Here is a 12,424-nt window from a genome sequence, read left to right as displayed (position 1 = left end):
AGGTAACGGAATGTTCATTTCACTTTTAGCGGTCATTGCGCTGGGTTGCATCGCCTGGCTGGGAGCTGCCTCTGGCTTCCAGTATCTTATCGGGGTGGTGTTGCCGTATGCCGCGGTGCTCGTGTTCATCGGCGGTTTCGTCTGGCGGATGGTGGACTGGGCCAAGTCGCCCGTTCCCTTCCGCATCCCGACCACGGGCGGCCAGCAGAAGTCGCTGGACTGGATCAAGCCCGCCCGGCTCGACAGCCCCTTCACCACCGCTGGCACCGTGGGGCGCATGCTTCTCGAAGTGCTGCTGTTCCGGTCGCTTTTCCGGAACACTTCGGTCGAAATCCAGAAAGGCCCGCGCGTGGTCTACTATTCGGCCAAGTGGCTGTGGCTTTTCGCGCTGCTGTTCCACTACTGTTTCCTGCTGATCTTCATCCGGCACTTCCGGTTCTTCCTTGAACCGGTGCCCTTTGCCCTGACCGCCATCGAGTTCGTTGACGGCATCATGCAGATCGGCGTGCCCCGCATGTTCATGACCGACGTGCTGGTGGTGGCGGCCCTCGGCTTCCTGCTGGCCCGCCGCCTGTTCAGCGAGAAGGTGCGCTACATCTCGCTAGCCAACGACTACTTTCCGCTGTTCCTGCTGCTGGGCCTTGTGGGCAGCGGCATCTGGATGCGCTACTTCGCCAAGGTGGACATCGCCGCGGTCAAGGTGCTGACCATGGGCCTCGTGACCATGAACCCCGTGCTGCCCGAAGGCATCGGCGCGGCGTTCTTCATCCACATCTTCCTGCTCTCGTGCCTGCTTGCGTACTTCCCGTTCAGCAAGCTGATGCACATGGGCGGCGTCTTCCTCAGCCCCACGCGCAACCTGCCCAACAACACGCGCGCGGTGCGCCACGTGAACCCCTGGAACCCGCCCAAGAAGTACCGCACCTACGCGGAATACGAAGACGAGTTCCGGGAACTGATGGAAGAAGCGGGGCTGCCTGTCGACAAAACCTCTGAAGAAGCCGCTGCCGCCGAGTAAGGAGCCGACATGTCCAAACTGCCAACTCCCGACAAGCTGATCGCGACCATCCCCGCCTTCCCCATGGAAGGATGGATGGACACCAAGCCGGATTTCAAGCCCGGCACGTGGTGCTATCCGGCCAAGGTCGACAACATGAAGGCCCTCGGCATGCCGAACCCTCACGAGTGGTCGGCCGATCAGGAAGACTGGAACCTGCCGGAAAACTGGGAAGAGATCATCTACGAAGGCCTCAAGGCGCGCCTTGACAAGCACCGCTCGCTGAAGGTGTTCATGGACATCTGTGTGCGCTGCGGTGCCTGCGCCGACAAGTGTCACTTCTTCATCGGCACGGGCGACCCCAAGAACATGCCCGTGCTGCGCGCCGAGCTGCTGCGCTCGGTGTACCGCCGCGACTTCACCACCGCCGGCAAGCTGCTGGGCAAGCTGGTCGGCGCCCGCAAGCTGGACAAGGACGTCATCAAGGAGTGGTTCTACTACTTCTACCAGTGCACCGAATGCCGCCGCTGCTCGCTGTTCTGCCCCTACGGCATCGACACCGCGGAAATCACCGCCATCGCGCGTGAGCTGCTGCACGAGCTGGGCCTTGGCATCCACTGGATCATGGAGCCGGTGTTCAACTGCAACCGCACCGGCAACCACCTTGGCATCCAGCCGCACGCCTTCAAGGAAATCGTCGAGTTCCTCTGCGAGGACATCGAGGCGGTGACCGGCATCAAGATCAACCCGCCCTTCAACGAAAAGGGCCACGAGATCGTGTTCATCACGCCCTCTGGTGACGTGTTCGCCGACCCCGGCATCTACACGTTCATGGGCTACCTGATGCTGTTCCACGAAATCGGGCTGGACTACACCCTGTCCACCTACGCCTCGGAAGGCGGCAACTTCGGCTCGTTCACCACCTTCGACATGGCGAAGAAGCTGAACGCCAAGATGTACGCCGAAGCCGAGCGCCTGGGTTCCAAGTGGATCCTGGGCGGCGAATGCGGGCACATGTGGCGCGTGGTGCACCAGTACATGGACACCTTCAACGGCCCCACCCCGTCCAGGATGGAAGTGCCCAAGTCGCCCATCACCGGCACGGTGTTCAAGAACGCGGCGTCCACCAAGATGGTGCACATCGCCGAGTTCACGGCCGACCTCATCAAGCACAACAAGCTGCGCCTCGACCCCAGCCGCAACGACCACCTGACCGTGACCTTCCACGACTCGTGCAACCCGGCGCGCGGCATGGGCCTGCTGGACGAACCCCGCTATGTGCTCCAGAACGTGTGCAACAACTACGTGGACATGCCCGAGAACACCATCCGCGAGCAGACCTTCTGCTGCGGCGGCGGTTCCGGCCTGAACACCGACGAGATCATGGAAATCCGCATGCGCGGCGGCCTGCCCCGCGGCAATGCCCTGCGGTACGTGCAGCAGAAGCACGGCGTGAACACCATGGCCTGCATCTGCGCCATCGACCGGGCCACCCTGCCCCCGCTGGCCAACTACTGGGCCCCCGGCGTCACGGTCTACGGTACCCACGAGCTGGTGGCCAACGCCCTCGTGATGCGCGGCGAACAGAAGCGCACCATGGACCTGCGGCAGGAAGAACTGCCCGGTATGGAGGATGAATAACCATGTATAACGGCAAATACATCATCCCCGGCATCGTGATCTTCGTCGGGCTGTTCACCTTTCCCTTCTGGTCCAACCTGCTGACGCCCAAGTACGAGCGTCCGCAGCTGGCCCTGCCCGCAGGCCAGAAGGAATGCATCGAACCGGCCGAATACATGCGCGCCGAGCACATGCACATCCTCGACGTGTGGCGCGACCAGGCCCTGCGCGAAGGCAAGCGCGCCTATGTCGCCTCCAACGGCAAGGTCTGGGACATCAGCCTGCAGAACACCTGCATGAAGTGTCACACCAACAAGGCCGATTTCTGCGACAAGTGCCACAACTCCAACAGCGTGAGCCCCTACTGCTGGGATTGCCATGTGGCGCCGAGGGGGAACCAGTAATGAGCACCACCAGAAGACAATTCCTGAAGATCGCCGGGCTTGCCGCCTTCGGCCTTGGCACCTCGACCGCGCTGGACGTGGCCGACGCCGCCGCCAAGGACATGCCGGGCGCCAAGTACGAGGTGGGCGGCAAGCACCTTGCCGCCAAGCGCTGGGCCATGGTCATCGACACCCGCAAGCTGGAATCGCGCGAGGACTTCGATCGCATCATCCAGGCGTGCCACTCCATCCACAACGTCCCCTCGATTCCCACCAAGCAGGAAATCAAGTGGATCTGGACCGACAAGTATGACCGGGTGTTCACCGACGACATGAGCCAGCACCTGTCCCCCGCCGTACGCGAACGCGACTACCTGCTGCTGTGCAACCACTGCGAGAACCCGCCCTGCGTGCGCGTGTGCCCCACCAAGGCCACCTTCAAGCGCGCCGACGGCATCGTGGTGATGGACTACCACCGCTGCATCGGCTGCCGCTTCTGCATGGCCGGGTGTCCGTACGGCGCGCGCAGCTTCAACTTCGGCGACCCGCGCCCCTACCTGAAGGACACGAACCCCGCCTTCCCCACCCGCATGCGCGGCGTGGTGGAAAAGTGCACCTTCTGCTCCGAACGGCTTGAGGTGGGCCTGCTGCCCGCCTGCGTCGAAGCCTCGAACGGGGCCATCCTGTTCGGCGACCTCGACGACCCGAATTCGCCGGTTCGCAAGGCCCTTGCCGAGAACTTCAGCATTCGCCGCAAGCCCTCCATCGGGACCCAGCCCGGCGTCTACTACATCGTGTAGGAGGAGAAGCCATGATCGAGAAGGTTCTGAAAGGCTCCCCGGCGTTCTACATCTGGCTGCTGTTTCTTGGCGGCATCGCGAGCCTGGGCGTCTTCGCGTACATCTTCCAGCTGAAATACGGGCTGACCATCACCGGCATGAGCCGCGACGTGTCGTGGGGGCTGTACATCTCGCAGTTCACCTACTTCGTCGGCGTGGCGGCCTCTGCCGTCATGCTGGTGCTGCCCGCCTACTTCCATCACTACAAGAAATTCAAGAAGATGATCATCCTCGGCGAGTTCATGGCGATCTCGGCCGTGCTGATGTGCATGCTCTTCATCGTCACCGACATGGGGCAGCCGCAGCGCATGCTGAACGTCATCCTGCACCCCACGCCGAACTCCATCATGTTCTACGACATGATGGTGCTGATGGGATACCTGGTCATCAACGCGCTGGTCGGCTGGGTTACCCTGGAAGCCGAACGCCACGACGTTGACCCGCCCAAGTGGATCAAGTTCTTCATCTACCTGTCGGTGGTGTGGGCGTTCTCCATCCACACCGTCACCGCCTTCCTGTACGCGGGCCTGCCCGGCCGCCACTACTGGCTGACGGCCATCATGGCTGCCCGCTTCCTGTCTTCCGCGTTCGCCTCCGGTCCGGCCATCCTGCTGCTGCTGGTCATCGCGCTGCGCCGCCTGACCGGGTTCGATCCGGGCCGCGAAGCCATCCAGACCCTGACCAAGATCATCACCTACGCCATGGCCATCAACGTGTTCTTCTTCCTGCTGGAAGTGTTCACGGCCTTCTACAGCGGCATGCCGGGCCACCAGCACCCGCTCACCTTCCTGTTCGTGGGCCATGACGGCCACGCCTCGTGGGTGGTTGGCTGGATGTGGACGGCAGCCGTGCTGGCCATGCTGGCGCTGTGCCTGCTCATTCCCCCGCAGATCCGCGACAACGAGCGCGTACTGCCGTGGGCGCTGGGCATCCTGGTCATCGCCAGCTGGATCGACAAGGGGCTGGGCCTCTTGATCGGCGGCTTTACCCCCAACCCCTTCGACACGGTGACCGAATACGCTCCCAGCTTCCCGGAAATCCTCGTCACCGTGGGCGTCTACGCCATCGGTCTGATGGTGCTTTCCGTGCTGTGGAAGATCGCCCTCGACGTGAAGAAGGAAGCGGGCACCTTCTAGGCCGCTTCCCGCAATATCCCGCCTGACTGCAAAGGGCCCGTGTCGCATCGGCACGGGCCCTTCCGCATGTATGGCAGACATGCCGTTGGCGCGGTGCGCCCGCCGTCACGCGGGTCATGCCGCGTTCTTCCCATCCTCCCCTTCGCATCGCCTGATGGTGCGTCTTGCCCAGTCTGCCGCGCCCTGACGCAACGCCGGGCGGCACACCACATGGCCGTTGCCGCAACACATCGTCACCGCCGCCGATACTCTGGCACGGACTGCCCTGTGCAGGGCATTGTCCTGCACAGGGAGGCAGTCCCCAACGCATGGGGGCCACACTTGCACGCCCGTGTGTCCGCAGGGTATCGGCAATCGCGCGCAGGGGCGGCCCACGGGGCTGAAATCGCTGCCGCCTGCACACGACTCGGCAAAGGGCCACTGCACGTGCAGCCAGCCACCGCACCACGATTCGCAACCGGATCATGGCGGCAGCGGTGCGGCATCGCTTCCACCCACGCGTGTACCGATGCTCCTCGTGCGCCAGCCGCCCGGACGCAAAAGGGCCGCCCCCGAAGGAGCGGCCCCGTGCATGCATGAGAAAGGCGGTCTAGAACGCGTAGCCGAGCGAAAGGCCGATCACGTGGGTGCGGCCATCGCGCGAGGAACCGTCGTAGACGCCGCCGCCCTGGTTGTCATATTCCGCGTCGGATGCGACGATGTAGGTGTAGGACAGGTCCACGGTGTAGCTGTCCCAATGGAAACCGGTACCCACGCTGTACAGCTGGCGGTCGTCGGTGGGGATCAGGTAGTCGATCTTGCCGCTGCGGGCCGGCGATTCGTCATAGGTGTAACCGGCGCGCAGATCCATCCACGGAGTGGCGGCGTACTCGACACCGATGCTGTAACGCCATGCATCACGCCAGTCCTTTTCGGAATTCACAAGAGCGCCAGCGCCTCCGTAAAAGGGCGACTCGTGATAGATGGCCAGGTTGTCATACAGCGACCAGCGGGTCAGCAGGGCGCCCACTTCGATGCTCAGCTCGGGGATCGGGGAGTAGGACACGCCGAAGGCCAGCATGTCAGGCAGGGTCACAGAGCCCTTCACGTCGCAGTCCTGATAGACAGCGACCACCCCGGGAATGCCGGTCAGCGCGGACCCGATGGTGAAGTTGTTGTCGCCCCGGGCTTCCTGCTCGATCTGGCTCTTGTAGCTCACGCCTGCGGCCCACTGGTCGTTGAACTGGTAGTGCAGGCCGGCGGTGAGACCCCAGCCGTAGCTATCGGCCTCAAGATTCGAATCAACCTCGGCGGCAGAAGGGGTCATGGGATTATTGACGCCAGTGGGGTCGCTCTTCTTGTCCATGTTCAGCTTCAGGGTCATGAACTCGACCCCCACGGCGGCGGAAAGCTTGTCGGTGATCTTGAACGCCAGATTGGGATTGTAGGAAACGGTCTGTATCTCGGCGTTGTAGATATTGTATCGACCAGCCCAATGTTCGTCGTCGTACTCGGTGCCCAGACCGAAGCGGGTGTAGATGCCCATGCCCAGCCACAGGTTGTCCTTGAGCTGGGTGGTCAGGTAGCCATGCGGGGGCAGCCACACGTTGTCGGCACCTTCGCCGGTGTAGGTCTGGCCGCCGTACTTCACGTCCACCTTGGCGCTGGGGATGATGGCGCTCACGCCAGCCATCACATGGGTGCCTTCCAGCTGGGTCATCAGGGCCGGGTTGTAGGCCACGGCGGATGCATCGGGCTTGCGGGCCACCATGGTGCCGGCAAGGGCGTTGCCGCGCGCACCCCATTCGTACAGGGCAAAGCCCTCTGCCTGCGCGGTGCCCGCCAGGGCGGTGCACACCAGCAGACACGACACAGCCAACGATTTCAGTCGCTTCATGGATCTCCCCTAAAAATTTGTATGCCTGCCGCCGAACGATGCGCACGCGCGAAGAGAGCCCCCGGCGCGGCTGACCGTCCAAGGGAGAACACACGGAACGTTCCGACGTTTTCAGGCAGAATGACGATTGCCGCTCCCCCGCGCGTTCCCTCTCGGCCAGTGGCCGAACGCACGTACCGGGGCACGGCACCCCTTAAGCACAATCGGATTTAGCTATCCGATTCGTCAACGATTTGCAACCATTCGGAAACACCCCGGAAACACGGAAAAAGCAACGCTCGCGCAAAACACCCCAGCGCTCTCGCGGCACCTGAAAGGCCACACGCGGTCCATTCCCGCTCCAACCTGGGGCACGCAATCTCCCCTGCCCCGCTGATGTGCACGTGCCGGGCGCCTGCCGCACCTTCGCAGCCTCGCCCCCACCACCACCCGCAACGCACCGGGGCGCGGGAATCAGACCTCATGTCCGCTCCCCGCGCCCCGGCGTACCGCGCGCACCACGCGCGGCGTCCATGTCCTGTCGCTATTCCGATTCGGCGCGGCAGTCTGCCCTGTGCACATGCCCGGCAATCGAAGTGTCCGGGGCCACGTCAAGCACCCCCCGCGCGCCCAGCACGGTCTCTATCTCGGCCACCAGACAGCCGAAATCCACGGGCTTGGAGACGTAGCCGTCCATGCCCTCGGCCAGAAAGCGCTCCCGGTCTCCGGCCATGGCATGGGCCGTCATGGCGATGACCGGCACCCGCGACGGGCCGCCCTTGCGCCCGCGTAGCGCGCGTATGGTTTCCAGGCCATCCATCTCGGGCATCTGGATGTCCATCAGCAAAAGGTCGCTGGTTTCACGCTCCAGCCCGGCCAGCACCTCGATGCCGCTGGACACGGTAATGACATCGTGCCCCATGCGTTCGAAGAAATAGACCGCCAGCTTGCGGTTGATCACGTCATCCTCGGCCACCATGATGCGCAGCCGCCGGTTCACGCCCCGGATCACCGGCAGGCTGGCGTCGCGGGGGCGCGGTGCCACCGATTCGCCCATGGCAAAGCGCATGGTCAGCACAAAGGTGCTGCCCGCCCCCACCTGGCTGCGCACCGTGATTTCTCCCCCCATCATCCGCGCTATCTCGCGCGAGATGGCAAGGCCAAGTCCGGCGCCGCCGTACTTCTTGGTCAGAAAATTCTCGGCCAGGGTGAACGGCTCGAAGATGCGTTCCCACTTTTCCGGGGCAATGCCCACCCCGGTGTCCTGCACGGTGACGCGCAGTGTCACCGGGCTTCCCGCATGCACGGGATGCACGCCCTGCCCGTCACCAGGCACCACCAGCTGACCGCCGTCCAGTTCCACCGACAGGGAAACGCCGCCCACCTCGGTGTACTTGATACCGTTGATGATCAGGTTGGTCAGTACCTGGCGCAGCCGCGCGGCGTCGCCCATGAGCCTGTCGGGCACGTCGGGCGCCACGTCGCAGGCAAGGGTCAGGTTCTTCCAGCGGGCCTGCACGTCCAGCACGCGGATCAGATCGCCCACGGTTTCGCGCAGGTTGAACGGGGCCTCGTTGAGGGCGATGCGCCCGGCCTCTATGCTGGACATGTCCAGCAGATTGTTGACGATGGACAGCAAATCCAGCCCTGCCTGGCGCACCATGCCCAGGCACTCCTCCTGCTCGCCCGCAGGGCCTGCGGCCAGCAGCAGCTCGGTCAGCCCGATGATGCCGTTGAGCGGCGTGCGCAGTTCATGGCTGATGTTGGCGAGGAACTGGGTCTTGGCGCGGTTGGCCGATTCCGCCTCCATGCGGGCCTGTTCCAGCTCGCGGGTACGCAGGGCCACCTCTTCGGCCAGATTCTCGTGGTAGCGGCGGTTCTCGACGCGCAGTCGCCCCTGTTCGATGGCCAGCCGCACCCGGTGGCCCAGCACTTCCAGGTCCATGATGGGCTTGAGGATGAAATCCCAGGCGCCCCGGCGCACCGCCTCGATGGCGTCCTGCATGACCCCGGTACCGGACACCACTATGGTGGGCATGTCCGGCCGCTCGACCGCCAGTTCGCGCAGAACGTCCAGGCCATCGATGCCGGGCATGCGCAAGTCCACCAGCACGGCATCGGGCTGCACCGCGCGCACCAGATCAAGGCCGGTGCGACCATCGGTGCCTTCGTGCACGTTGTAGCCAAGATCTTCGAGGTAGGCGGTAATGCTGCGCCGCACCATGGTGTCATCGTCGATGACGACTACCGAGGGGGCGCCAGACTGGCCGGACTGGCCAGACGGGGCGGACTGGCCAGACGACGGGCCAGACGACGGGGCAGACGGATCGGGCGGATCGGGCGGATCGGGCGGAAAGGGGAAGCTTCTGGCGGGACTCATGCCCGCTCCGGCACGGAAAGACGGCGAAAGATGCCCTGCACCAGGTCGTCCATGTTCTGCAGCGGCTTGATGTACACGTCGGCGCGTTGCACGCCGATGGTGATGAGTTCCGACGGCAGCTTGTAGTTGGTCGAGCCCGTGTGGATGAGATAGCGCAACGTGGGCAGCGCCTGATGGGCGCGTATGATGAAATCGTTGCCGCTCATTCCCGGCAGGCGCATGTCGATGATGCCCACGTCGGGTCGGTGGCGTTCCAGCAGATCCAGTGCGTCCTCGCCACTGCCTGCCGTAACGACCCGGAACCCTTCATCCTCAAGGTATGCCTCGAGGTTTTCGCGCACCATCTCTTCGTCATCCACCACAAGGATGAGGATGTCGGCATTGTTCATAGCTACCCCGTACTGCCCCGATGCTTCCCCCGCCCGGTGCGCCCCCACGTGGAATATACGGCCATCGCGGGATGACCTGCCGCCGGATACACCATATGCCAGACGCGGCACTGCCTGCAACGCCGGAATGCATATCCGTCCGCAAACGGGGCACCCGGGCGGCACCGGACGGCTAGGACGCCTCGCGCACGATGGCCTGCTCGCGCCGCAGCGGACACCATGTGGGGCGGTCCAGCGCGATATCCAGCGGGCGATACCTGGGCGTGGAAAGGTTGCAGCGGGCGGGATCGCCCTGGCTGCAGAAGGGACAGTCGCTGCACTTGCGGACGACGATGATCATGGCGGTATCCTTGGTGCCGCGCGGAGCGCGGGCTACATCATGTTGACGGGGTCAAGATCCAGCGAAATGCGCAGATGACCGATGCCCGGCGTGGCGCCCGCCGCCCCGAACAGCGAACGGATGCTCGGCCAGTCGTCGGCCTTCAGCAGGCACTGAAAGCGCTTGCGGCCACGCAGCAGCGGCAGCGGCGAAGGGGCTGGCCCCAGCACCTGCACGCCGCGCTCGCGCCCCAAGGCGCGCACCGCATTGGCAAAACGGGCCAATTCCTCCGCCCCGCCCGTGAAATCCATGGGATAGCTGATGCGCACCAGCGCCAACCGCACGAACGGAGGGTACCTGCGCTGCTGGCGCTTGGCAATCTCGTGGGCGTAGAAGCCCTCGTAATCCGCCGTGCGCACGAAATTCCAGCAATAGTGGGAAGGGTCGCGGGTCTGGATGAGCACCCGGCCCGGCTTTTCGCCGCGCCCGGCCCGCCCGGCCGACTGCACGAGCAACTGGAAGGTACGTTCCGCCGCCCTGTAGTCCGGCAGGTTCAGGCCAAGATCGCCATCGGCCACCACGGCCAGGGTCACGTCCGGAAAATGGTGTCCCTTGGACAGCATCTGGGTGCCCACCAGCACCTGCGCCTCGCGCCGGGCAAAGGCCCCCAGGATTTCCTCCATCCGCCCCGGCCTTCTGGTCGAGTCGCGGTCAAGGCGCAGCACCTTGCCCCCGGCAGGCAACAGCGCAGCCAGGGTTTCCTCCAGCTTTTCCGTGCCTTCGCCCATGGGCAGGTAATGCATGCACTTGCAGTTGGGGCAGGTGGCCGGGTACGGCACGGAATGGCCGCAGTAGTGGCACACCAGCCGTTCGCGCCCCTTGTGGTAGGTAAGGCCAATATCGCAGTGCGGGCAGCGGGCCACGGTGCCGCAGTCCAGGCAGTACATCAGCGGGGCGTAGCCGCGCCGGTTCAGCAGGATCACCGCCTGCTCGCCGCGCTCCACCGTTTCGCGCAGGGCCGCACCGCTCTGGGCGGCCAATACCGAATCGGTGGAGGCAAGGTCCTTGATGTCCACCAGTTCCACGTCGGGCAGGGTGCCGCCGCCAGCCCGCTCGGGCAGGGCCGCCATGGGCAGGCGCCCCTCGTGCATGGCATGAAAGGTCTTCACGTCCGGCGTGGCAGATCCCAGCACCAGCAGCCCGGCGCCCTGCCCCACCCGGAACCAGGCCACTTCCTTGGCCTGATAGGCCAGCCCCTCGTCCTGCTTGAACGAGGTGTCGTGCTCCTCGTCCAGCACCACCACCCCAAGGTCGGGCGCGGGCAGGAACAGGGCCGAGCGGGTGCCCACCACAAGGCACGGCTCGCGTCGGGCGGCCAGCGTGCGAAAGGTGCGTTCGCGCTGGGTCGGCCCCTGGTAGCCGTGAAAAAAGAACAGCGGCGCGCCGGGCAGGCGTTCGTTCACATCGCGCCGCAACTTGCAGGCCAGGGCAACTTCCGGCGCCAGCAACATCACCGAACGCCCCCGCGCCAGGCATTCGCGCGCAAGATCCAGGTATACCGCCGTCTTGCCGCTGCCGGTCACGCCGTACAACAGGCGATGTTCCGCGCGGGGACCGTCCAGCGCGGCCAGAAAGTCGTCCAGAGCCGCGCGCTGGGCCGCATTCAGTTCGAAGGGGGCGTCCAGGGTGGCGTCGGCCGGGCCATACAGGCAGGCCGGGCCTTCGCCCTCGGCAGGCTCGTCGCAGGCGCAGTCGCCGTCGTCGCGCCGGGTCACCGCCACAAGGCCACGCTTCAGCAACCCTTCCAGCGCGGTGGCCGATGCCGCGCCAAGGTCACGCAGCACCGCGCGGCGGCTGGCCGAGCCCTTGTCCCACAGGTATTCCAGCAACTGCACCTGACGCACGGCAGAAGGCCGCACCGGCCACGGCGGGTCCGCCGTCACCGCGCACAGCTCCGCGTCGGCGGCGTCCTCGGCCTTGTCCAGCACCTCGCCCCGACCGTCCATCCAGGCCTGGCCCAGCCGGTGCAACGCCGCGGGGTCCTTGTCCGCCAGAGGCGCAAGGTCGCGGAACTTCAGCGTGCGTGCCCGCCCGTCCTCGAAAAAGCGCAACCGCACCTGGGTGGTGCGCAGGCCCACGGGCAGGAAGTTGCCCAGTATCTGCCCCTCGTTCACTGCCTGGCGCAACGCCAACTGGCGCACCATGTCCAGATACCCTGCGCTCAGCAGCGGTTCACGCTCCAGGGGCCACAGCATGGGCCGGGGCACGACGCCTTCCGGCAGCGCGCCCACGCTTGCCGCCGCGTGCGCCTCGTCGTCCAGCAGCACGCCCACGCGCACCGCGCCGTTGCCCAGCGGCACCGCCACCCGCGTACCCCGCCGCCACGCCAGTGGCGGCAGCCACGGCGGCACGGCGTACGTCAGCGTGGCGTACGGCGGACTGAGCAGGGCGACGGCCCTGAGCGTTTGTGAGGGGTGCGTGGACATGGCGCAGGTACCAAGGAAGG

The 12,424-nt window shown here is 65.1% G+C and carries 10 protein-coding genes; 5 read left to right on the top strand and 5 right to left on the bottom strand.

Going from position 1 to position 12,424, the window contains the following annotated elements:
- Positions 1-10: 10 nt before the first annotated feature.
- The 5 genes from dsrM to dsrP are packed head-to-tail and all read left to right on the top strand — an operon-like array spanning position 11 to position 4,975.
- Positions 11-1,018, top strand: coding sequence for a sulfate reduction electron transfer complex DsrMKJOP subunit DsrM (gene dsrM, locus ABWO17_RS03785; RefSeq protein ID WP_353116236.1), 1,008 nt, complete (start codon positions 11-13; stop codon positions 1,016-1,018).
- A gap of 9 nt (positions 1,019-1,027) precedes the next feature.
- A complete protein-coding gene (gene dsrK, locus ABWO17_RS03780; RefSeq protein ID WP_353116234.1) occupies positions 1,028-2,638 on the top strand; it encodes a sulfate reduction electron transfer complex DsrMKJOP subunit DsrK in 1,611 nt (536 codons plus the stop codon).
- Between the two features lie 2 nt (positions 2,639-2,640).
- Positions 2,641-3,021: a sulfate reduction electron transfer complex DsrMKJOP subunit DsrJ gene (gene dsrJ, locus ABWO17_RS03775; protein WP_309541591.1), complete on the top strand. Its 381-nt coding sequence runs from the start codon at positions 2,641-2,643 to the stop codon at positions 3,019-3,021.
- Positions 3,021-3,800 (top strand): sulfate reduction electron transfer complex DsrMKJOP subunit DsrO, encoded by a 780-nt coding sequence (dsrO, locus tag ABWO17_RS03770; RefSeq protein ID WP_353116231.1) that lies wholly within the window; start codon positions 3,021-3,023, stop codon positions 3,798-3,800. The genes dsrJ and dsrO overlap by 1 nt, the downstream gene beginning before the upstream one ends.
- 11 nt (positions 3,801-3,811) lie before the next feature.
- Positions 3,812-4,975: a sulfate reduction electron transfer complex DsrMKJOP subunit DsrP gene (gene dsrP, locus ABWO17_RS03765; RefSeq protein WP_353116229.1), complete on the top strand. Its 1,164-nt coding sequence runs from the start codon at positions 3,812-3,814 to the stop codon at positions 4,973-4,975.
- Positions 4,976-5,564: 589 nt separating this feature from the next.
- On the opposite strand, the gene ABWO17_RS03760 is transcribed toward dsrP, so the two are convergent.
- The 5 genes from ABWO17_RS03760 to priA all read right to left on the bottom strand — a co-directional run bounded on the left by ABWO17_RS03760 (position 5,565) and on the right by priA (position 12,404).
- Positions 5,565-6,851 carry an OmpP1/FadL family transporter gene (locus ABWO17_RS03760; protein ID WP_353116227.1) on the bottom strand — a complete coding sequence of 429 codons (1,287 nt, stop codon included), beginning with the start codon at positions 6,849-6,851 and terminating at the stop codon, positions 5,565-5,567.
- 523 nt (positions 6,852-7,374) lie between these two features.
- The gene (locus ABWO17_RS03755; protein WP_353116225.1) at positions 7,375-9,210 is read right to left on the bottom strand and encodes a response regulator; all 1,836 of its coding nucleotides are present in this window, start codon (positions 9,208-9,210) and stop codon (positions 7,375-7,377) included.
- Positions 9,207-9,599, bottom strand: a complete 393-nt coding sequence (locus tag ABWO17_RS03750; protein WP_353116223.1) for a response regulator — start codon at positions 9,597-9,599, stop codon at positions 9,207-9,209. Before ABWO17_RS03750 ends, ABWO17_RS03755 begins: the two co-directional genes overlap by 4 nt.
- Positions 9,600-9,771: 172 nt before the next feature.
- Complete coding sequence (locus ABWO17_RS03745; protein ID WP_353116221.1) at positions 9,772-9,939, bottom strand: hypothetical protein; 168 nt, start codon at positions 9,937-9,939, stop codon at positions 9,772-9,774.
- Positions 9,940-9,971: 32 nt separating this feature from the next.
- Positions 9,972-12,404, bottom strand: a complete 2,433-nt coding sequence (gene priA, locus ABWO17_RS03740; RefSeq protein ID WP_353116219.1) for a replication restart helicase PriA — start codon at positions 12,402-12,404, stop codon at positions 9,972-9,974.
- Positions 12,405-12,424: the final 20 nt, after the last annotated feature.

Origin of the sequence: Nitratidesulfovibrio sp., assembly GCF_040373385.1 — a bacterium.
Lineage (GTDB): Bacteria > Desulfobacterota > Desulfovibrionia > Desulfovibrionales > Desulfovibrionaceae > Cupidesulfovibrio.
This window is presented reverse-complemented; position numbering and strand designations above follow the sequence as displayed.